This window comes from Leptospira bandrabouensis, from assembly GCF_004770905.1.
GTDB classification, from domain to species: Bacteria; Spirochaetota; Leptospiria; order Leptospirales; family Leptospiraceae; genus Leptospira_A; species Leptospira_A bandrabouensis.
In genome coordinates this window covers 1-21,445 of sequence record NZ_RQHT01000006.1, presented here as the reverse complement: position 1 = coordinate 21,445, position 21,445 = coordinate 1, and the positions used below count along the sequence as shown (strand labels likewise).

General features: G+C 36.9%; 19 protein-coding genes. 5 read left to right on the top strand and 14 right to left on the bottom strand.

All coding sequences use genetic code 11. The annotated features are described in order from the left end of the window. Positions 1 to 166: 166 nt before the first annotated feature. Complete coding sequence (locus EHR07_RS01525) at positions 167 to 1,180, bottom strand: DUF6242 domain-containing protein (RefSeq protein WP_135743450.1); 1,014 nt, start codon at positions 1,178 to 1,180, stop codon at positions 167 to 169. Positions 1,181 to 1,377: 197 nt separating this feature from the next. Beyond that, on the bottom strand, positions 1,378 to 2,490 hold the full coding sequence (locus EHR07_RS01520) for an MBL fold metallo-hydrolase (RefSeq protein ID WP_135743537.1): 1,113 nt from the start codon (positions 2,488 to 2,490) through the stop codon (positions 1,378 to 1,380). A 208-nt stretch (positions 2,491 to 2,698) separates the two neighbouring features. Here EHR07_RS01520 and EHR07_RS01515 point away from each other — a divergent pair, with 208 nt between their 5' ends. Beyond that, positions 2,699 to 3,388, top strand: coding sequence for an SH3 domain-containing protein (locus tag EHR07_RS01515; RefSeq protein WP_135743449.1), 690 nt, complete (start codon positions 2,699 to 2,701; stop codon positions 3,386 to 3,388). A 71-nt stretch (positions 3,389 to 3,459) separates the two neighbouring features. Here the strand turns inward: EHR07_RS01515 and EHR07_RS19150 are convergent, their stop codons facing one another. The 5 genes from EHR07_RS19150 to EHR07_RS01495 form a co-directional block, all read right to left on the bottom strand. Next, positions 3,460 to 4,032, bottom strand: a complete 573-nt coding sequence (locus EHR07_RS19150) for a beta-propeller fold lactonase family protein (RefSeq protein WP_238777535.1) — start codon at positions 4,030 to 4,032, stop codon at positions 3,460 to 3,462. 28 nt (positions 4,033 to 4,060) lie between these two features. Further along, the gene (locus EHR07_RS19145; RefSeq protein WP_244288897.1) at positions 4,061 to 4,615 is read right to left on the bottom strand and encodes a beta-propeller fold lactonase family protein; all 555 of its coding nucleotides are present in this window, start codon (positions 4,613 to 4,615) and stop codon (positions 4,061 to 4,063) included. Between the two features lie 228 nt (positions 4,616 to 4,843). Further along, on the bottom strand, positions 4,844 to 5,794 hold the full coding sequence (locus EHR07_RS01505) for an MBL fold metallo-hydrolase (RefSeq protein ID WP_135743448.1): 951 nt from the start codon (positions 5,792 to 5,794) through the stop codon (positions 4,844 to 4,846). Next, a complete protein-coding gene (locus EHR07_RS01500) occupies positions 5,794 to 6,357 on the bottom strand; it encodes a ClpP family protease (protein ID WP_135743447.1) in 564 nt (187 codons plus the stop codon). Before EHR07_RS01500 ends, EHR07_RS01505 begins: the two co-directional genes overlap by 1 nt. A gap of 9 nt (positions 6,358 to 6,366) precedes the next feature. Beyond that, positions 6,367 to 6,945: an RNA polymerase sigma factor gene (locus EHR07_RS01495; RefSeq protein WP_135743446.1), complete on the bottom strand. Its 579-nt coding sequence runs from the start codon at positions 6,943 to 6,945 to the stop codon at positions 6,367 to 6,369. A gap of 425 nt (positions 6,946 to 7,370) precedes the next feature. Between EHR07_RS01495 and EHR07_RS01490 the strand changes: the two genes are divergently transcribed. Next, positions 7,371 to 9,851, top strand: coding sequence for a SpoIIE family protein phosphatase (locus EHR07_RS01490; protein WP_135743445.1), 2,481 nt, complete (start codon positions 7,371 to 7,373; stop codon positions 9,849 to 9,851). Between the two features lie 52 nt (positions 9,852 to 9,903). Here EHR07_RS01490 and EHR07_RS01485 read toward each other — a convergent pair whose 3' ends face one another. Genes EHR07_RS01485 through EHR07_RS01475 form a run of 3 tightly spaced genes read right to left on the bottom strand, consistent with a single transcriptional unit; the run spans position 9,904 to position 12,521 of the window. Beyond that, positions 9,904 to 11,124 carry an RNA polymerase sigma factor gene (locus EHR07_RS01485; RefSeq protein ID WP_135743444.1) on the bottom strand — a complete coding sequence of 407 codons (1,221 nt, stop codon included), beginning with the start codon at positions 11,122 to 11,124 and terminating at the stop codon, positions 9,904 to 9,906. A gap of 29 nt (positions 11,125 to 11,153) precedes the next feature. Then, positions 11,154 to 11,510 (bottom strand): YciI family protein, encoded by a 357-nt coding sequence (locus EHR07_RS01480; RefSeq protein ID WP_135743443.1) that lies wholly within the window; start codon positions 11,508 to 11,510, stop codon positions 11,154 to 11,156. Between the two features lie 3 nt (positions 11,511 to 11,513). Continuing rightward, a complete protein-coding gene (locus EHR07_RS01475; protein WP_167483341.1) occupies positions 11,514 to 12,521 on the bottom strand; it encodes an alpha/beta hydrolase in 1,008 nt (335 codons plus the stop codon). A gap of 715 nt (positions 12,522 to 13,236) precedes the next feature. Between EHR07_RS01475 and EHR07_RS01470 the strand changes: the two genes are divergently transcribed. Then, a complete protein-coding gene (locus EHR07_RS01470) occupies positions 13,237 to 13,650 on the top strand; it encodes an ester cyclase (protein ID WP_135743442.1) in 414 nt (137 codons plus the stop codon). Positions 13,651 to 14,180: 530 nt separating this feature from the next. Here the strand turns inward: EHR07_RS01470 and leuD are convergent. Both leuD and leuC read right to left on the bottom strand, forming a co-directional pair. Beyond that, positions 14,181 to 14,807 carry a 3-isopropylmalate dehydratase small subunit gene (gene leuD, locus EHR07_RS01465; protein ID WP_135743441.1) on the bottom strand — a complete coding sequence of 209 codons (627 nt, stop codon included), beginning with the start codon at positions 14,805 to 14,807 and terminating at the stop codon, positions 14,181 to 14,183. Beyond that, positions 14,804 to 16,207 (bottom strand): 3-isopropylmalate dehydratase large subunit, encoded by a 1,404-nt coding sequence (gene leuC, locus EHR07_RS01460; protein ID WP_135743440.1) that lies wholly within the window; start codon positions 16,205 to 16,207, stop codon positions 14,804 to 14,806. The genes leuD and leuC overlap by 4 nt, the downstream gene beginning before the upstream one ends. 92 nt (positions 16,208 to 16,299) lie before the next feature. On the opposite strand from leuC, the gene EHR07_RS01455 reads away from it, so the two are divergent. Next, positions 16,300 to 17,217: a LysR family transcriptional regulator gene (locus tag EHR07_RS01455; protein WP_135743439.1), complete on the top strand. Its 918-nt coding sequence runs from the start codon at positions 16,300 to 16,302 to the stop codon at positions 17,215 to 17,217. Positions 17,218 to 17,314: 97 nt separating this feature from the next. On the opposite strand, the gene EHR07_RS01450 is transcribed toward EHR07_RS01455, so the two are convergent. Then, on the bottom strand, positions 17,315 to 18,631 hold the full coding sequence (locus EHR07_RS01450; protein ID WP_135743438.1) for a cell envelope integrity TolA family protein: 1,317 nt from the start codon (positions 18,629 to 18,631) through the stop codon (positions 17,315 to 17,317). A gap of 408 nt (positions 18,632 to 19,039) precedes the next feature. On the opposite strand from EHR07_RS01450, the gene EHR07_RS01445 reads away from it, so the two are divergent. Further along, the gene (locus tag EHR07_RS01445) at positions 19,040 to 20,275 is read left to right on the top strand and encodes an adenylate/guanylate cyclase domain-containing protein (protein ID WP_135743437.1); all 1,236 of its coding nucleotides are present in this window, start codon (positions 19,040 to 19,042) and stop codon (positions 20,273 to 20,275) included. Between the two features lie 99 nt (positions 20,276 to 20,374). On the opposite strand, the gene EHR07_RS01440 is transcribed toward EHR07_RS01445, so the two are convergent. Continuing rightward, entirely contained in the window at positions 20,375 to 21,103 is a 729-nt protein-coding gene (locus EHR07_RS01440; protein WP_135743436.1) for a Dph6-related ATP pyrophosphatase, read from the bottom strand. Positions 21,104 to 21,445 lie beyond the last annotated feature (342 nt).

Here is a 21,445-nt window from a genome sequence, read left to right as displayed (position 1 = left end):
AACTTTATAAACTTCTAAAACAAAGAGAACCAATGTTACAAACATGAGGGAGGGACCAAACCAAGAACCATTTGAAAAAAAAATTCTAATTCGCATTCCGACCACCTCTACTAGAGAGGTGGGTCAGAAATAATTTGGTTGGTAAAAAAAAATTAGTCGGAAAGGTTTATTCGCAAGATGCGGTCATTACTTTAGAAGGTCCCACTGCCACAAAGGTCTTTTTCCCAAAAGTAATGGATCTCCAACCAACTTGTTCTGGGGAGGATTGTGCTTTCCAAGTGATTCCATCTGTGGATGTCATAATTCGATTGGTTCCATCTTGAGAGATCGCCACAAAAAGACCCTTCCCATAAGTGACGGAAATCCATTGGTTCCCTTCTGTAGCCGATTGTAATGTCCAAGTGTTTCCATCGGGAGAAGTCATGAGCTGATTGCTACCATAAGCTACAGCCACAAATTGACCGTTTCCGTAAGTAACTGATGTCCAGTTGTTTGCGGCTGGAGAAGTCCGTGCCGTCCAAGTGATTCCGTCTGGGGATGTCATAATAGCTCCATTGCCGACTGCGACAAATTGTCCAGAATCATAAACAATTGCTTGCCAAGGACCACCTGCGATAACGCCACTTGTACGTGCCGTCCAAGTGATTCCATCAGGCGATGTCATCACTCGATTAGTACCTGCAGACGCAACTGAGACGAAAAGTCCGTTACCATAAGTAACAGCCTGCCAATTATTAACTATTCCTGTTTGTTGTGTCCAAGTGATCGCATCTGGCGATGTCATCACCCGATCAGCGACAGAAGGTGACACTGCCACATGGATGCCGTTTCCGAAAGTAGTAGACAACCAGGAACCACCTATTGGAGCACTTCTCGCTGTCCAAGTGATTCCATCTGGGGAAGTCATAACTAGAGATGCAGCAGCACCGTTACTAATAGCCACATATTGATTATTCCCAAATGTAACATTCAACCATGAGTTTGCTGCCGCAGGAGTGCGCATGGTCCAATTCAGCGTTTTATTTTGACAACTGAGGTCTTCGGAACTACCGTTTGCCAAAGCTAAAGCCCCAAGGAGTAATAAAGAATTGGAGTCATTTTTCTCCGATTTAGGAATACATCCTATTGTAAAAAAAATATACAAACTGCATAAAAGAAGGGAAACATAGAATGTTCTCATATTGGGGCACCAAAAATAAAATTTAACACTCATCATTCGAATGGGCGATGCCAGTGTCAAATCGCATTTTTCATTTAACAATAATTAGCAAAATGGATCATGTATCTTTGGTTATTTTTTAAATTAACAGTGATTTGTATTGAATTTTGCTACAGAAGTTTGCAAAACGCCAAACTCCTGTTCCGTTTTGATTCGAATCATTCCGACTGAATGAACTTTTTCCACCAACGTTCCATTAGGTTGGGTTCACGAACCCTAACCATTTGCCCAAATTTAGGTGTTAGGAGGTCAATTTTATAAATCTCTGCCTGTTTTTCTAAGGATTCGGCCGGCTCATACCAACTGTGTAAAGACAAGTTAAACATCCCCCAGTGGACGGGAACAAGTCGTTTGCCCTTCAAATCTAAATGAGCTTTGGCAGTTTGTTCCGGCAATACATGGACCGCCTCCCACATCGGATTGTATTGTCCATTTTCGATAAAGGTAAGGTCAAAGGGCCCAAACTTTTCTCCAATGTCTTTGAAATGTACGTCATACCCAGAGTCACCGCTAAAATAGAATCTTTCTTTTTCCCCAAGGATGGTCCAGGAAGACCAAAGAGTTTTATTTCCATTCATCCCTCTCCTTCCCGAAAAATGTTGGGCCGGTGTACAAACAATTTTCAGTTTTCCCAAATCCAAAGTCTGCCACCAATCTAACTCTGTTAGCCGGTCCTCAGAAACACCCCATTCCTTTAAATGAGAAGTCACACCCAGTGGCGTGATGAACTTAGTATTGGTAGCCTTAAAAAATTCAATGGTTTGCATATCCAGATGGTCGTAGTGGTCATGAGAGATAATAATATAATCAATCGGTGGTAATTCTTCCAATTTAACAACGGCATCCTGAAACCGTTTTACCATAAAACTAAAAGGTGCAGCCGATTCAGAAAACACGGGATCAAAAAACAAAAGTTTTCCGTCAATATTCACAAGAAAAGTGGAATGCCCAAACCATATAAATTTAATGGTTTCTTCTGGTTTTAAAAATTCGACGAAGTCAGGTTTTTCTTCTGGTAACTTTACATCGGGTTTTTGGTGTTTATCGCCGCCAAACATAAATTTAAAAAATAGCGAAAAGAAGTTTTGGTTCTCTCGCATCTTCTCTAAAACATCGGGCCTGCGATTTACAAATTGTTCGCGAGTTTGGTCATAATGTGTGGATGTTTTTATTTTTTCAAGGTGAGAACCTTCCGGGTCTTTTCCGAAAGCTTTGCATTGAACAAGGGTAAGGGTAAAAAACAATAAAAGATATAATGATACAATTCGCAAATACTTCTCTCCAGAATGTGAATTCTCATTTAGACTTATTTTCTGAACCAAAAAGTAAATAGGAATTCCCTCATTTGCGAGAGATTTTAGTTTTTCTTAGAAATGGCATGAAAAATCCTTATTTTGCGATTCCCAAAATGGATTGTTTTTTCTACCAATCTTATATCATCTAGAACAATCTACAGGAACTAGGAAATTAAAAATTTCTATGAAACAACAAATCTTTATTTTATCAATTTTACTCACATCGTTTTTTTCCCAATTACTTCCTTGTGAACCTTTTGAACCAGTCATTTTAAAACCAGTTGATACTTCCAGAGAAGATAAAGATTTTTTCTCGTTCAAACAAAAGTTAGAAAAATCGATCAAAGAAAAAGATGTAAAATTTATTGAAACAATAGTAGATCCTCAAATTTCCTTCGATTTTTCAGAAGACGGTATGGGCAAAGGAAGGTTTCTAAAACATTGGAAACTCGATAAAAGTCCGAAAAATTCAGAGTTTTGGAACGTTTTATCCCAAACCATCAATCTTGGTTTTACCTATAAAGACAATATTTGGTCCGCACCGTTTTTATTTAATCTCACACCAGAATCCATTGATTCCTACAGTTTTTCACTCATCACAGGTAATACAGTCAACGTAAGAAATAAACCTTCTAAACAAGGTGCCGTATTAACACAACTGAGTTGGGAATTCGTTAAAAACGAGTATGAAGAAACAACTGCAGAGAAAAAAACAACAAACGAACCATGTAATTGGCAAAAAGTTTGTATTTCAGATGGCCAAGTCGGTTATATTTGCGAACAGTATTTACGTAGCCCTATGGACTACCGAGTTGGGTTTTCAAAGAAAAACAAAACTTGGATGATGATATTTTTTGTTACGGGTGGAGACTAAAAAACCTACACTTCTATGAAAAAGAATACATGAATGATATGGATCTTGGAAAACTCATTGGTTAAAAAGAATTAATAAGAAACCATTTCTATTGAAAATGGATTTGTTCCCGCCGTTACTGGAAATCCAGAAAGCGGTGTAAGAACTCCATTTTCACCGACAGAAAATCCTGAGATATTTCCTCCTTCTGTGTTGGAAGAATACAAAAATTTTCCTCTGGGATCGGTACAAAGACCGATGGGACTAAACCCTGTAGAGAAAGGCGACCCATTAACGGGAGTTAATTTACCATTGGAAGGTTCTATCAAATAAGCGGAAATGGTCCCTTGGCCTGTGCCACTATTGGCCACATAAACAAATCGGTTGAGTGGATCTACAATAGTATAACCCGGTGCGACTCCTGCTGAAATACTTGTTTGTATGCTGAGTGTTCCGGAATTTATATCCCGCACAAAAGGAAAAACATTCTCGGATGAATAATTTGAGCCATAAACAAACTTTCCGTTAGGCGAAATTCCAAGAGATAGATTATTGATTCCTGTAATGTAAACATTAATAGAACTTAGGTTTCCTGTCGATGGATCCAAAGAAAAAACTTGGATCCCCGCATTGTTTCCAGGTGCACTAGTAAGTCCAACGTACAAATGATTTCCTTTAGAATCAAAACTGAGTCTACCTACAGATCCCGGAGGGATTGGAAGTTGGCATGGCTGGAGATAGGATTGTTAAGTTATCATTGGAACCAATAGCCATTCGGTGAATTTCTGGGTTTTGCTCAGAACTTGCATATAAGTATTTTCCATTCGGATCTAAGGCAAGAGAGTATGGTGTCGAAGAAAGAACTAAATCAGGATGTTTTAAAGATAAACTTCCAGTTTCTGGATTTAGATTGAGAACGGATACAGACTTATTTCCAATGTTTGGCACATACACAACAGTACCTGTGGAATTGGTCACTGTAAAACGAGGACGATTTGATAGTTGGAACGGAGAACCTGAAACCTGTGAAATTTCTCCTGTATTTGGGTTTATCCGAAAAACACTGATACTACTAGTAGCTGCATCCAAACCAACATTGGTAACAATGATAAACCTAGGGATTTTGATTTTGTTAAGGAAAGGACTTTGGATCAGATTGCCACAGAAATAAGCACTCTCACTTACACCAAGAAGTAAGGTTAAGTTTTGTAAATAGGAAGATTGATTAGGATCACAATGATTCTTCAATCCATTGGGTCTACATTGAAAAACAAAGATTGGTATAAGGCAAATAAAAAGAAAGTTTCTCCAGTGTTTGTCGAATGGCTTTCGTATCACCCCTAATGATTTCCTTTTTACTTTGTATGTATTTCTTGCGGACAGAAAGTACACAAACCTATTTCCTCTTTTTAGAGAAATTATCGTTAAAATATTTCTATAAAAAGAGAAAGTAAAAAAGAAAAAAGAGGTTATCTATTATTTTTTTAAAGGTGTAGAGATTCTATCTTGGTGGCCTGGATAAACAAACTGAATTTCATGCGTTTCTGCGACTTCTTTTAGAAAATCCAAACTTTTTCGATTTAGTTTTGGATCTGATGTGAATTTTCCAGGGATCACTCCTTCCTTCCATCCCCATTGTGTGTGACAAGTATCTCCTAACACCAAATGAGCACCACCTTTGGCGGGAATATAAAAAGCCAAACTCCCCGGTGTATGCCCTGGTACAGAAATAACAAAGAAACTTTGATCACCAAAAAAATCAAATACTGAGATTTCCTTCGTATTTTTCCCGAAACCAAACTGGACCAAATTTGGATTTTTGCCTAACAGCCGATCTGTGGAACCTTGTACAAATAGATTGATGAATTGTTTGTCTGTCACTTCTCCAGGTCCAACGTAAAATGGAACGGCTCTATCTATCTCATAAGCTCCAAGAGTATGGTCTAAATGCAAATGTGTGAAAAATATTCCCTTTATATCAATTTGGTTATTTTGTAAATATGTTTTGGTGGATTCATACACTTTGAGTTTATCAAAATGCATCTGCGATTCTACGATGGAACTAACAAGGCTTTTGCCATCTTCACCCTTGGGAAAATTTTTTCCCATACCAGAATCTATCATATAAGTTCCAAATTTCGGATGTTTGACGAGATAAAAATATATGGATATAGGTTCCGCACGATCCTTTAATCCCACTGCCTTTGCCTTGGGATCATCTAAATCCAAAAGACCATCAAGGGAAGCTTCCCAATCGGCAACTTTCACTACTTGGAATTCGACATACTTGTTAGGTTTTATGGATGTTGGTAAGGTCGCACTAGTTTTATCTGAAATATATGGTTTTACGTTGTGGGATGTTACCTGACAGGATAAAACAAATCCCAAAATACAAAGGGATACAAATTCAAATCTTTTAAAAACCATCAATTCCCTCCAATGATCTTATCAATGATACCATAATCTAACGCTTCCTTCGCAGTAAACCAAGTATCACGTTCCGTGTCTTCCTTCATCTTTTCAAGCGGTTGGCCTGTTGCCTTAGCCATAATTTCATTTAGCAAATCTTTTTCCCTTCTAACAGATTCAGCAAATATCCTTATGTCTTCAGCAGGACCTTTAAATTCTCCCATAACATGAGGTTGGTGAATCAGGACTTTACTATGAGGGTAAGCAAAACGAAATCCTTTGGCTCCTGAAAGCAGTAAAACTGCGCCAAAAGACATAGCCATTCCAAGACATGTAGTATGTACGGGATTGTGAAGGTGATTCATTACATCCAAAATCGCCAAACCAGCATAAGTTGATCCACCTGGAGAGTGAATGTAAAGTGTAATTGGTCTTGTAGGATCCAATGCTTCGAGATACAAAAAACGATCAATTAAATATCTAGCGGAATTGTCATTTACCTCACCCCAAAGAAATACTTTTCTTTGTTCGAGATAAACATTTTCAATTTGCCCATTTGAATAAACTTGAGTTGCTTCCAATTGAATCTCCTAAGCCGCTACCAAGAAAGTAGAATTAGCTTCTGGCCTGAAAGTTTCGCCAATTCCGTTTCTAAGAATTCTTTTTAACCGAATATGTCTTTTTTTAATAAAAGATAATGATTTCCCTTCTGATTTTGAAATTTCAACCAAGGAATAATTCTGATAATAATAGAGCTCTATTAGCTTTTGGTCTTCCGGCTCCAACTTGTTAACATTTTGTGTAATCGTTTCATAACATTCTTTTTCGAGGAATGAAGTATGTAGTTCTTCCGTATTTTTTTCGATCTGCTTTGGATCCACATAAACCAAATTCTGTGACTCTTTCTTTCGCAAAATACGATCCACATGTTTGATAAGAGCTCTTTTAAGCAAACTAGGAAATGCCTCTGGAGTGGTTATTTTATCTAGGCTCTGATACAAATCCCAGAAAGATTCCTGGACAACGTCTTGGGAAAGATCCGTATCTTTCAGAATCTTAGAGGCGAATTGATTGGCAAAACTAGAAAATCGATTTTGTAAATCAGCCCAAGCCCGGAGGTTACCGGATTTTGCCTGGTCCAAAAGTTCAATGTAGGATATGTTATTCATACAGATAAAAGTCCCAGTTCCCAGTAATTTAGTTCTTAAAAAATAAGTAATTCCCATTGGAATTAGATGAAATTCTGAAAACGACCCTCGACTTTGCCAACAGAAATCAGAAAACCAAGCAAAATGCGTAAAAAAAAGTTCCCCTTTTAAAGATTCTGCCGCTGAATCCAATCCAAATTCATTGTTTCCATTCGCAAACTTTCCAGAATGAAACGGTGATTTTCTCCCAATAAATCAGGCTTAGATGGTTCAATCCCAATGACTTTCAAAATAAATAGTTTGTATTTCCACTGATGCTTCCATTAGCATCGACTTGGTGCATTTAGAATAAAATCTAAACACCCTTTACTGCTTGTTATATTATTTGAATCGAGATGAAGGATTCCTTGACTTTTAAAGGAAATATTGATTCTTTTCCTTCCAGAATGAGCCAGATTTTAACCTTTGTTCGGTCCCTTTTTTTAGCTCCTGAAGGTGTGGAACTCCGCTACCAAAGGTATTATGTAGCAACCAATTCCATTTATGTATTAGCGGGCCTCATTCATTTTACCTTTATTTTTTTCTTTTGGATCGTAGGCGCATGGGAAATGGCAATTTTCAATTTGGGAAGTGTTCTTTGGTTTGCTTTTACCATTTGGATCAATCGGAAAAAATATCTTTTTACTTCTTTGTATTTATGTTTCTCTGAAGTGTTTTTGCACGCTTTAGCAGCAACGTTCTTTTTTGGTTGGGGTGCAGGTTATCAGTATTACATGATGCTTTTTGCTACGGGAATCTTTCTATTACCACCTGGTAAAAACCTACTTAAGTTTGGGAGTATTGTCATAGGATGTTTACTCTTTGCCTCAACTTATTATTATTCGATGACAAACCCTCCCGTTTATGTTTGGAGTGCTAATTTTCTTGCGCTAATCAACGTATCGAACATTATTTTTTCCACACTCTTCCATGCAGGATTTGCCTACTATTTTACTTTAGCAGCTAACGTTGCTGAAGATTCATTGGAGAGGGAAAACAAAGCACAAACTGCATTTTTCCAAAACATATCCCATGAACTTAGGACTCCACTGACATTAATCTCTGGACCTTCAGAATCTGCCTTACAAAGACAAGAGGGTTTATCTCCAGCCGAAGTTAAAGTGGTCGTCAATCAAGCAAGGCGCCTAACACGATTAGTGAACCAACTTTTAGACCTTCAAAAAATTACATCAGGAAGGATGGAACTAAGGAAATCTTACCTTCGTTTGGATGAATTTTTAACACAAGTGTCTGAAAATTTTACTGCATACGTAAAACGTAAAAACATTCATTTCGAACTTAATTTATTCGCAGAACCTTTGTTTGTCGAAGCAGATCCAGAACAATTAGACAAATGTATATTTAATTATTTATCTAACTCAATTAAGTTCACTGAGTCCGGTGGGAAAATTATCTTAGAATTACAAAAAAAAGAAAACGAGGCCATTATTTCTGTACGAGACACAGGAATTGGAATATCAGAAAACCAAATCCTCAGATTATTTTCTAGATTTGGAATTAGCGAAGCTTCTCTTACGAGAGAACAAGAAGGAACTGGTTTAGGACTTGCTTTAGTAAAAGAATTAGTGGAATTACATGGTGGAAAAGTTGGAGTAGAGAGTGAACTAGGAAAAGGTTCTCATTTTTATTTTACCTTACCTATTACTGCAAACTCTTCAAAGGAAACTTCAACAAATAACAATCATTACCATTTATTCAAACATGAATATATTCCTGACGAAGTAAACCATCCCTTGGTCGATTTAGAGAAAATCAAGACGAATCGAACCACCAAACTTTTAATCGTCGAAGATAACCCCGATTTACGTTCCTATTTAGCTTCCATTTTAGCTCGCGTGGGCTTTCATGTTTTAGTTGCAGCCGATGGACAAGCAGGACTTGAAACCATATTCTCGGAAACACCTGATTTAGTCATCACAGATCTAATGATGCCAAAATTAAGTGGTCTCGACTTAATTCGCGAAGTTAGAAAAAAAGAACATCTCCACTCTCTCCCTATCATCCTACTCACTGCCAAAGCAGATGCAGCTACGAGAAAAGAAGTACATGAAGAAGGAGCCGACATTTATTTATCCAAACCCTTTTTAGAATCTGAACTTTTAAGTATAATTCGAAATGCCTTACGATTAAAGGAAAAAGAATACTACCTCAAAGAGGAACTTTCACGAGGGATTCGAATTCAAAAAAAGTTATTACCAGATTTAAACTTTGAGAAAGAATTGATTTCGGCTGAATTAGAATTTTTACCTAGCGATGGCATTGCCGGCGATTATTACGTAGTTCAGTCATTAGGTGAAGGTAAAACTTTTGTATTTTTAGCCGATGTTTCCGGACATGGTTTTTCTGCAGGGATGATTTCCGCAATATTACATTTTGTATTGCAACTTCCAGAAATTCCTAAAGATAACCCAGCGGTTTCTTTGGAACATTTAAATTCTTATTTGTATGGGAACACAGCAGGATTGTTTGTTACCGCGGTGGCAGTGGTCATAGATGCACATCAAAAAAAATTCACTTGGTCTAAAGCGGGTCATGAAGATATTTATTTTGGAACCGGTGATGGTTTTTCTGCGTTAGTTGGTAACGGAAAACCATTGGCTATTTTGCCAAACTGGGAAGGTAAAAATCATGAAGTCGATTATTTGCCTGGTGACAAACTGTTTTTATTCTCTGATGGTATTTTTGATGTTCGTTCGAAAGACCAAACGTTATTTCGCGACTCTGGATTTTTAGATTGGAGTAAAGAGAATCAAAATTGGAAAGAAAAATCTTCTCTAAAAGATTTGTTACAAAAAGCAAAACAACACCAAAACACTGATAAGTTTGAAGATGATGTGACACTTCTTTCTGTGGAATTTTTGAAATAGTGATTTAAGGGAAAATTGATAAAAGATTTCAAAACTTCTGAAACAATGGGAATCAACATTTCATCCGTCTTCGAATCACCAATTTATCTAATTCAGTATTTGCAAATTCTATTGCCTTCTGATAGTATCGATTCGCTTTTTCCGGTTCAAATTCAGAATACAATTCTCCCAATAGAAAAAAATAGTAGGGATTTGTTTTTAAGTCCAAACTCTTGAGCTCCTTTATCGCAACATCTCTTCCCTTCACCTTAAATAATGCATAAGCCCTATTTAACAGAATTAAGGGAGAGGATTCAAGTTCCAATAGCCCCGTATAAAGTTGGAAAATGGACTCCCATTTTTTTTCTGTTTCTTCTGTGCGAGTATGCCAAAAGGCAATGGCTGCTTCCAAATGATATTTGGAAAATTTTGGTTCCAAATTTGCCTGGGAAAAGAAATACTCTCCCTTTTTTATGAATTCTTGATTCCAAAGTTTTCGATTTTGGTCTGCATAGAGAATGATTTCTCCTTCTCCACCTAACCTTGCATCAAACCTAGATATATGAAAGCAAAGAAGAGAAAGAAGAGCATTCACTTCTGCAGTGTTGGTATTTTTGTTTTCCAATAAAAAAGAACAAAGTCGAATCGCCTCTAGGCATAATTCTTTTCGAAGAATACTGTCCTGGGTTTGCGAACAATAGCCTTCGTTGAACAATAAATAAATGGTTCGAAGCACCGAAGAAAGTCTTTCCTCTAATTCCAAAGAACTTGGGAAATCCAATGAAACATTATTTTTTCTGAGTTTATTTTTTGCGCGAAGTAACCTCTTGTTAATTGTTTCTTTGTTTGATAGGAATGCCCTTGCGATTTCATCGATCCCAAATCCACATAAAATTCGTAACGATAATCCAATTTGCGACTCTATAGGAATCGAAGGATGCGAAACTGCAAAAATCATTCGTAATTGACTGTCCCGAATATTCTCCTCAGAAAGATCTAACTCTAGATCAGAAACAAAACTCTCCCTTTTGTAATGAGGAAGAATTTTCTTTTTAAGAATTGAATCTCTATGAATCAGATTTTTAGCTTTATTTTTGGCAACTACGTACAACCAAGCAGCAGGGTTTTCAGGGGTTCCCTGAATTCCCCAAACTTGAGAAGCGGTTAAAAATGTTTCACTGGTTATATCTTCTGCGATCTCAATCTGATAAAAACCAAATTGTTTGCACAGAACCGATATGATTTTTGAGTACTCAGTGCGAAACAAATTTGGCAAAATCTCAGATTGATTCATAATTAATTCAGAATAAAATGTTTCTCTAATTAATCTTCCTTATGAATGCCGATTACCTTGCGAACCTCTACACTATTCCCGGCTCCCATTAAGATAGGACATTTTTTGGCAATTTTTGCTGCATCATCAAAATCTTTTGCGTAAATGATGATAAAACCTGCAAGAGATTCTTTAGTTTCTACGTAAGGACCATCAGTAATGATAAAATCTGATTGAATGACCCGCCCCTCGGTGGACAATGCAGTTCCTGATTTAAACTTTTTTTCTGCCATAATTCCATTGATCCATTCTTGGTACTGTAACATATAAACTTGCAATTGTTCGGGGGAAGGTTGGGCTTCTTTAGTGAGTATATCTAAACGCATTAAAATCAAATATTCTTCCACTTTCTACCTCGTATTCCTTTCATTGGTATTTCTTCTAATAAAATCCCGAACTCTCTTTTCATATTCAGCTTGGTTTGTTTCCCATATCAACCCATGAGGTCCGAATTCGGGAAACCAAACCTCGCTCGGCCCCGAATATCGTTTTGTTAGTAACATCGATTGTTCGTAAGGCACAACCGAATCTTTTTTACTATGAATGAACAATAGAGGCACATTCCTTGCCAAAGGTAAAGAATTTTCAGGACTGAGTAAGGTATCGAATCTTCCTCGAATCGTCACTAAATCTATGAGTGTTTGAACCATCTGATCTGGTAAACCAGATGACTCGGGTGAATCCAAAATCAAACGTTGGAAACTTAACATTGGATTTTCCAATATGATTCCTTTCACTTGGTCCAAAAACGGAAGCGAAATTAATATAGAAGAGGCTCCTACAGAAGAACCCATCATTAGAATATCTTTATATTTTTTTGAAACGTATAAATATGCAGATAAAACATCTCTCGATTCACGGTTTCCAAAACTTAAACCTGGAAATGGACAAGGTGCCTCACCATGACAAGATAAATCAAAACTAAGAACATCAAATCCTTGGCGAAGATAAAAGGGAATCATTCGAGTGAGTTCTCTCCGATCGGACCCTCCTCCATGCACCAAAAGAATCACTCCTTTTTGAAATCCTTTCCCGTTTGCAATAGCAGGTACCAACCATCCAGGCAAATCATAACCGTTCAGCGATCGAATAGATACTTCTTTAAATTCAAATTCTTTTGTTAGGCGGATGTTCCCACAATATTTTCCCCAAAGTTTCTCTCCTTCGGAACTACAATCCCGAAAGTCTTTTGTAATTCCTTTCCATTTCGGAAACAAAATCTGATTGCTTGCCTGCCAAATTGCGAAAGTGAAAACAGAAAAAATCACGAGAATGATGGTAGCCGAGATAAATCCGAACTTCCTCAAACTTGGCCGATTTCGCCGAAGCTGTTGTAACCATATTTTTTTTTGGATCATACCGATCTCCTTTCTCTCTATAGCAAATAGAGATGGAAAAACAGGACAGGTGCCTGCCAAAAAGCGAAGTTTTTTGGAATAAAATTGTAAGAATGCGGAAGGTTGTATTCAAAGGGAATGGTTTGTGGTAGAGGGGAAACGCCAACTGCCCACGAGCCACTCCCCTCCACCCTAACTCGGGAGGGGGTTTGTGGATTGACACCTAGATTATGTCTCATTAGCCTCTTCCCAAACCAACCATCCGATCCCCTGCATACAGTTCAGAACCTAAAATACATTGAAACATAACTGATTTCTTATTTCCCGCAAGGCATCGCTTCCTAACTGTCTCCAAATCCGGATATTGACTAATTTGAGATTCCTATGATTTCGATTGAAACTTAGTCAATTGGGCGATTACAAATTATATATTTATAATATTAATATATATTTAAATGCAATCCTATCACTATAAATTTAAATATTGGTAATGAAGAAAAGAAAAGTAAACTTTATCATTCCCAAAATGCGAAATAGACAGATTTAAAAAAAACATAGTTAGACTTCTTTCATGAATATATTTCCACTATAAACTAAAAGGTATTTCAAATCCGTTAATCCGCTTCGAGTCTATAAACAGAAACTAACCCATGAAAACTTTTAGTAAAACTTAAGGCAGATAACGAAAAATCAGATTTTTGATTGCATCAGTTAACCCGATGACAAAGAATTATTTATGGATGTTTTAGAAAAAAACAAGCAGATCGTTAAGCGATTCAACAAAGAAGTCATTCAGAATTGTAATGAAGTTAGCTTTAAAGAACTTATGCACGTAAATTTTGTCAATCGATCCGCGCCCGAAAATGCGAATGATTCAAATGCAATGTGGAATACTTTTAGTTCTGTGTTAAAACCAGCATTTCCTGATTTAACCGTAGAAATTTTTGATCAAGTTGCCGAAGGAGACAAGGTCACGACTCGTAAAGCCATTACGGGAACCCACTTGGGTGTGCTTATGGGGATTGCTCCCACACAGAAAAAAATCAGAATTGATGTCATCGATATTGTTCGTTTGCAAGATGGAAAATATATCGAACATTGGGGACTCAATACTTTACCAACCGTTCTCGTTGAACTAAGGTCCATATAAAATTTGCCTTACCAAAAGGTGAAAAGTTTTCGAATAAAAACGGGGTTTTTGGGATAAAAATTGCCTAAACGAAAAACTTGTGGTAGAGGGGAAATCGCCACCTGCCCACGAGCCACTCCCCTCCACCCTAACTCGGGAGGGGGTTTGTGGATTGACGTCCACATTATGTCTCATTCCAATCCTTTCCCCCACTTCCTAAAAATAATAGAGATCCTAAACCCAAACCAAACTTTCTGTCACGAATTTTCCTATCCTTTGCAATTCAGGACAAACTCTTCGGGGCGAGTCCCCAATTACTAGATTCAATTTCAAAAATGGATTCGGATCAGATAACATTTTATCAGAATCATTGGGGCCGGGCTATCCAGGGCTTCGGTCGCAGAGCGACCGCTACGCGCCCTTTCTATCCCTCTCGCAAAAAGATTACCAACTAACAAATAAAATATTTTATTGTTTTGGTAATAAGAAATCCGAATCATTTGTTGATTTTATAACTCTGGCTTTCTATCAGAAAAATATTTAAAGGAAGTTTACCAATATACTTCCAAATAAGGTTTTTCTTTTCTACGTATCCCTTCGAATTCCAATATCTCATTTGAATTTTTTAGAGTGATATCAATATCATCCCAACCATTTCGAATCCGATTAATAGAAGCAGAATCCAATTGGAAAGGGAATGTATAGTCTCCTGCTTGCACTTCCAAAGTTTCTAAATTGATTCGAATTTGTGATCCTGAATTTTTTGAAACCCATTCATTTATATTTTGAATCTCTTCTTCTTTCAAACGAACGAGAGCAATTCCATTTTTCGCAGAATTAATAGAGAATATATCTGCAAAGGACGGTGCCAAAATGGCTTTAAATCCAAAATCAGAAAGGGCCCAAGGTGCATGTTCTCTACTTGAACCACAGCCAAAATTTTTTCCGGCAATGAGCACACTGGCATTTTCATATCCATCCTGGTTCAAAATGAATTTTGGATTTGGCACTTTTCCTTCCGTGTCTAAATACCTCCAATCAAAGAATAAATGTTTTCCAAATCCCTTTTTATCGATTAATTTCATAAATTGTTTTGGGAGTATTTGGTCCGTATCAATATCCTCTCTCGGGATGGATACCGCAACTCCCGTATGGATTGTCCAATTTCCTACACTCATACTAATTTCCTCACATCTGTAAATTTTCCTGTCACTGCTGCGGCCGCTGCCATCGCTGGACTGACTAAATGAGTCCTTCCTCCTCTACCTTGTCTTCCTTCGAAGTTACGATTAGAAGTGGATGCACATCTTTCTCCCGGTTTTAATACATCGTCGTTCATCGCAAGACATAGCGAACAACCAGGTTCTCTCCATTCAAATCCTGCCTCTAAAAAAATTTGATCCAATCCTTCCCTTTCTGCCTGGTCTTTTACTCTGCCTGAGCCAGGAACCACCAAAGCTTGCACTCTTGGATGAACTTTTTTTCCCTTGGCAACTTCTGCCGCAGACCTTAAGTCTTCAATCCTCGCATTCGTACAAGATCCAATAAACACCTTATCGATGTTAATCTCTGAAATGGGAGTCCCTGGTTTTAAATCCATATACTCCAATGCATTCTTTGTTGTTTCTCTTTCTCGTTTCTCTTGAAAATCTTCCGGATTGGGAACAACACCCGTGATGGATAAAGTTTGAGACGGATTGGTTCCCCAAGTGACCTGAGGTTCAATTTTTGAAATATCCAATTCGAAAATCGCATCAAACACGGCATCTGAATCTGAGTAAAATGTTTTCCAATGTTCGATTGCTTCTGCAAAACTTGCTCCTTTAGGAACCAGTTTTCGATCTTTCAAATAATCGAATGTAATTTGATCTGGTGCGACAAGGCTTGCTCTTGCCCCTGCTTCTATACTCATATTACAAAGAGTCATTCGACCTTCCATCGAAAGAGAACGAATCCATTCCCCTGAATATTCTAAAGTGTATCCCCTTCCCCCTGCAGTTCCCATCTTTGATATAAGTGTTAGGACGATATCTTTGGCTGTAATTCCAAATCCAGGTTTACCGACAAAATGAACTAACATCGATTTTGTTTTGGCTTGTTTAAGAGTTTGTGTTGCAAGCACATGTTCCACTTCGCTTGTCCCGATCCCAAACGCTAAGGCACCGAAGGCTCCATGAGTTGCTGTATGAGAATCTCCACATACAATCACAGAACCAGGAATCGTAAATCCTAACTCAGGACCCACTACATGTACAATCCCTTGTTCGGGATCTTCAGGGCCAAACAAATGGATACCAAAATCTTTGCAATTTTTCTCCATTGTATCGATCTGCAATCTAGAGACAGGTCCTGCGGCATCTCTGTTTTTACGATCTCTTGTGGAAACATTATGATCCACAACTCCAAAAGTAAGATCCTTCCTTCTTACATTTCTGTTTTTAGTTCTCAATCCTTCGAATGCTTGGGCCGAAGTCACTTCATGTAAGATATGGCGATCCACATATAAAACCGTTTCCGAATCTGAATTTTCAAAGATCCGGTGGCTTTCCCAAATTTTGTCGTATAGAGTTTGTCCCATATTTCCCTCTTGGTAAATACCTTATCAAATTTATTACTATAATGCAAATAAATTGGTTTTATAAAATATATAACTAAAAGTTATAAGTATTTATGGAATTCAGACAGGTCATTTACTTTCTAGAAATCTCAAATTCAGGCACATTCCAAAAAGCAGCAACACGATTGAGATTAACTCAACCCGCACTCTCTAAACAAATTTTTCTTTTGGAAAAGGAATTAGGTGTCACACTTTTAGAAAGAGGAGGAAGGTCTGTTCGACTAACACACGAAGGTGAAAGGTTCTATCAATATTCAATTCGAATGAAAGAGTTATGGGAAGAAATACAAAACGGCTTCTCTAAAGAAAATGAACTGAAGGGAAACTTTTCTATTTCTGCGGGTGGAACCGTTTCCGCTTGGATCTTACCTCAAATTTTAAAAAAAATTCTAAAGAAGAGAGAAGGACTTTCGCTTTCAGTCAGAGAAGGAGATGCATCCGAAACTAAGGATGCAGTATTAAAGGGAGAGGTAGATCTCGGAATTTTGACAGGACCCATTGCAGAACCCAGTCTGAATGTTTTGGATTTTTTATCCGATAAAATCTATCCTGTTGCAGCAAAAGATCATCCCATTTTTCTAAAAAAGAAAATTCGAATCGAAGACCTAAAAAGACAATCCTTTGTTTTTTTCCATCCAGGTTCTGCTCTTAGAAAGGCTGTGGAGAAAAAGATCAAAACATTTACAAAAGAATTTGGTCCGAATATTGCGATGGAGCTTAGAAGTGTAGAATCCGTGATCAAATCGTTGGAAGCGGGACTTGGAATCGGTTTTTTATCCGAGTATTCTATTAATTCCAAACTAAGAAAAATTAAATTCGAAGACTGGAATGTAGAAAGAAAGTTTTACCTCTGTTATCGCAAAAAATCAGGACCGGGCCTTGCGCTACTCGCAGAAGAAATTTTAAAATCCGCTGAACAATGGAACTCAGAAAAGGAAAACCTCTCCCATAAACATAGAAAAGGTGGATAAATCTATCTCAAATTTAAATCCACAATTGTATTGCCATTAACTAATTGGTTTCATATAATTCATTGTTTTGATTTATATCCAAAACAAGTTTTAGAATTTAAAAATTAAAACGATAATTTGCACCAACTTGAACATAACTCAGTATCGTCTTTGAATCATAAAAAATCGGAATTAATATTTGTGGCCCATAGCTTTTAAGTAAGATTTGGGATGGATCCGAATTTCCTTCACCTTCATTTTCAGTAATATAACCTGACTTTAATTTGTTATTAAGAGTCATGTTACTTGCTTCTATGAATAAACTGAAATCACCTTTGATCTTTGTAGAGAATTTTACATTCACTTCTGTCCCAGTTGATTTCCATTGGTAGTCTAGACCATTTTGACTGTAACGAAAAGGTGATCCGTCCATACGAAACTCATTACTTCGAAGTGAAGATGGGCCTTGCATATCTAAATGCAAAATCTGTCCCTGTAAGGTGAACCTTTCCAAGAATTTCCATTCGTATCCAATCCCAATGCTATAACCTTTTAAAGGATGACTTGTTTCCCGAAAACTTGTTCGGTTTGGATTCATTCCAGTAGCGGTAATCTCTCCAACACTATCAACTTTTTGAGTGGTCTTGGTCCAAATTCTTTCCACTCCACCTACAATTTGAAAATCGAAAACCGGATGTGGATAAGGAGTAAAACCAATCCTAGAAGAAACTTTTTGAAACTTTGTTTCGCTGTTTCCCAAAAGTGTATTGGTAGTAATAGAATTGGAAGAGTTATTCCCACTCCCGTATGAAAGAGTCTGGAGACCACTTACATCAAAATTTCCTTTTGCTTCCGTACCTCGAATCTCCAAGGTGAACCGGTCCCAAGCGTAAAATAAACGTGCTGTTCCATTGTGGTTTTTACTTTTGTATGGATTGGATTGTAACTCAGCTTGGCCACCACTCCCGAAAATAAGTCCCGCATACTGAATGGTTTGAAAGAAAGGACGAAGTTCTGCTTGGCTCTCACCACTTCCCGCTCCCAATGCAGCTTCTAGATAATGGCGTTTCGCATAGGAAAGTTGCTCCTCTCTTTTTTTCTGTTGTTCTTCTTTGGCTTTGCGAATTTCGTCTTCCTGTTTTTGTTTTTCTGCGAGTAATTTTTCTTCTTGGATTTTCTTTTGATCTTCCGAAACCTGAGGTTCTTTTTTAAGAGAAGTAGATTCTGACTTTTTTCCAAAGGAAATTTTTTGAATCACCGACTTTGAAAGAACTTTTCTGTTACCGTCTGCCAGTTTGATCGTCACAGAATCTTTGTCTTGGGCTAAGATGGAACCTTCCCATTTTTCTCCCGACTTCAGTTGAATCGTTTCACTACGTAGAGATAAATTCAAAAAAAGAAATATTGGAAACAAGAAGGGAATCAATTTTTTCATAATAAGAGCCAGTTCAAAACGTACCTTAGAAGAGGATAACACATTCTATTCATTTTGCAATTCGATTAAACCACCGAAGATTGTATTTAGAAAGAAAAAAAATTTACCAATGAAAGAGAATGATTCTAATCAATTCAGATTACGTTTCTAAAAAAAATAATCTATCATTTTCGATCCATTAGAGTCTTAAGCTCTTATAAATCCAACTTCAGGCAAAATCAAAGAAAAGCGACCTGGTCACTAAATCGGAATGGAAAAGATTTATCGTTTGTTTATGAGTAAGCTTAAGAGATTTATGGATTCAGTCTCATTCATTTTGAGACTAAATCTGGACCAAAGAAACAAAAGTGGCAAATTCTGCAAAAAGGAACGAACTTTTTTTAGTTCGATAGAATTGGAGATGAAAAAATGAAAAAATCAATTGTAGACGAGATATTAATCTCAAGAGAGATGAAAAATGAGAAAACAGTAGCGATCGTTAGATTTGTTATTTTTTCCATCGCATCCCTTTTGGATTATTTATCTTATTTCCAACTGATTAACTATACGATTGTCACACCAACTTTTATCACTCTTTTACTAGACACTGTAATTTTGGTATTTGCTGGATCTGTTCTACTTTTCCTTAACAATTTTCCCTATAAACCGTATTTGAAATTTTTTACGATCACACTAGATTACCTCATCATTGGACTTATGCTTTATTTTGATCCAACAGTTCAGAGAGGCAATGGTGTTATCAATTTTATCGCTATGATTAGTGCTATTTTTGTTTACCAATTCAACTTACTCCGACATTCAAAAATTGGAACGATATATGGTGCATTTTTATCCTTTGTTTTTCTATTTGTAGTCTCCATTGGACTCGGCGAAGGTTATCCTATTGATTTTATTCCTATGATCATTGGACTTGGGATGATACTTGCCATCGGCTATGTCACAACCGTTTCGAACATTGAAATGGTAAAAGAGGCAAATGCAAAACAGATGATGGAAAGGTATCTTCCCTCACAACTAGTGGATGAATTTTACAAAAACAAAGCACAACTGGAACCTGGCGGAGAAAACAAAGAGGTAACGATTCTATTTTCCGATATCAGATCTTTTACAAAATTTTCAGAACAAAGGTCCGCAGAGGAAGTGGTTCTGTTTTTAAATGAATATTTGTCTCGCATGACTGACGTTATATTTAAATTTAATGGTACTATTGATAAGTTTATTGGTGACGCTATCATGACCATATTTGGTGCTCCATTCAAAGCGGAGGATGATGCGCTCCGTGCCGTTAAATCCGCTGTTGCTATGAATCATGAATTAGAAAAGTTAAACCAAAAAATGCAGCCACAAGACAAATTATATATGGGAATTGGAATCCATACAGGTGAAGCCATTGTGGGTAATATTGGCTCAGACCGAAGATTAGATTATACAGTCATTGGTGACAATGTTAACTTAGCGTCTAGGATTGAAGGATTAACAAAACATTACAATTGCGCCATTTTAATTTCAGAGACAACTTACAAACAAATAGAAGGCAAATATTCAATTGATGATGGCTTTGCAATTCGAGAGATTGATAAGGTCATTGTCAAAGGGAAATCAAAACCGATCACCGTATATGAAGTTGTTAACTTAGATATTTAGTAAGTTTTTATTTATAATTAGAAAAACTTACCGTATCCCTAATTTGTTTTATCAAATCCAATCTTCACTAATTTAGAATCAAGAAGACCTTCTATTTAGTTAACTTGGCAATAAGTCTAAATACCAAAATCCTTTTGCATTGATTTCACAAATATTTTTATCTCCATCATTATTAGAACTCTGGTAATTGCGAAATACAGTTTCACCAAGTTTAAACTCCACTAAATTTTTAAAAATAGGTCCTGCAAAACAAAACGTATGAAATTCACCGTTTTCACCGCACGGATCAACTGTCTTCGGTAAATCATTTAGAAATTGATTATCTATCTCTCTTCCAAGAAAGGATTCATCTAAAACAGAGGCATCAACAGTAACGACAATCGCTTTAAATCCTAAAGATAAAAATTCTTTAATTAACTCCTTAGTATTTCTTTTCCATAAAGGAAAAAATGCGGTTATTCCAACTTCGGCCAATTTATCTTCTCTGTATTTTTTCAAATCTTCCAAAAAAATATCTCCAAATACGGAATGTGTATAACCTTCCGATTGCAAACTTACAACCGTATCTTGCATAATTTTATCATAATCACTCATACTAGGATTTTGAGGCAGTTCGATCGTTTCATTTGGAATGGAAATTTGCTGAATTTGGCGATCTAACAACTCTCGTCTTATGCCATGCATCGAAACTCGATCAAAATGTGAATTTATCGATGTAAGTAGTTTCCCAACAGAATAGTTTGAATGATTTAAAGTATGATAAAGTGCAAGGGCAGAATCTTTTCCTGTACTCCAATTCATATAGGTTATATTTTTCACAGTTTCCATGGATCTATTTCGTTGAACCTAGAAACTGAAAGCAATTAAATCTAGGATTGAAATTTTTAAAGTAGATTGACTCATCCTTTTTAACAATTGAGGATTCATCAATTACCTACAATATATGTAAATGACACTCCTATTTACAAACAATTACATTCAAAGATACTAATGCACAGCCAAATTGCATTTTGGCAAAATATTGATTGTCCCTAAGTGTATTTCAGAGCAATCCCTCTCGCACCTACGTTGGCCGTAGAACAGATCAAAATACAAAGACATGTCATGACATAAAAAAACCCCACCATAATCTGGCGAGGTTTATAAGAATGGAATATCCGATGCTTCGGT

Bases quoted from the DNA above. Each gene is read 5' to 3' on its own strand.
- EHR07_RS01485 (WP_135743444.1), bottom strand. From the start codon at position 11,124: ATGAATCAATCTGAGATTTTGCCAAATTTGTTTCGCACTGAGTACTCA.
- EHR07_RS01495 (WP_135743446.1), bottom strand. From the start codon at position 6,945: ATGAATAACATATCCTACATTGAACTTTTGGACCAGGCAAAATCCGGT.
- EHR07_RS01470 (WP_135743442.1), top strand. From the start codon at position 13,237: ATGGATGTTTTAGAAAAAAACAAGCAGATCGTTAAGCGATTCAACAAA.
- EHR07_RS01505 (WP_135743448.1), bottom strand. From the start codon at position 5,794: ATGGTTTTTAAAAGATTTGAATTTGTATCCCTTTGTATTTTGGGATTT.
- leuD (WP_135743441.1), bottom strand. From the start codon at position 14,807: ATGAGTGTAGGAAATTGGACAATCCATACGGGAGTTGCGGTATCCATC.
- leuC (WP_135743440.1), bottom strand. From the start codon at position 16,207: ATGGGACAAACTCTATACGACAAAATTTGGGAAAGCCACCGGATCTTT.
- EHR07_RS01490 (WP_135743445.1), top strand. From the start codon at position 7,371: ATGAGCCAGATTTTAACCTTTGTTCGGTCCCTTTTTTTAGCTCCTGAA.
- EHR07_RS01450 (WP_135743438.1), bottom strand. From the start codon at position 18,631: ATGAAAAAATTGATTCCCTTCTTGTTTCCAATATTTCTTTTTTTGAAT.
- EHR07_RS01455 (WP_135743439.1), top strand. From the start codon at position 16,300: ATGGAATTCAGACAGGTCATTTACTTTCTAGAAATCTCAAATTCAGGC.
- EHR07_RS01445 (WP_135743437.1), top strand. From the start codon at position 19,040: ATGAAAAAATCAATTGTAGACGAGATATTAATCTCAAGAGAGATGAAA.
- EHR07_RS01475 (WP_167483341.1), bottom strand. From the start codon at position 12,521: ATGATCCAAAAAAAAATATGGTTACAACAGCTTCGGCGAAATCGGCCA.
- EHR07_RS01440 (WP_135743436.1), bottom strand. From the start codon at position 21,103: ATGGAAACTGTGAAAAATATAACCTATATGAATTGGAGTACAGGAAAA.
- EHR07_RS01515 (WP_135743449.1), top strand. From the start codon at position 2,699: ATGAAACAACAAATCTTTATTTTATCAATTTTACTCACATCGTTTTTT.
- EHR07_RS01525 (WP_135743450.1), bottom strand. From the start codon at position 1,180: ATGAGAACATTCTATGTTTCCCTTCTTTTATGCAGTTTGTATATTTTT.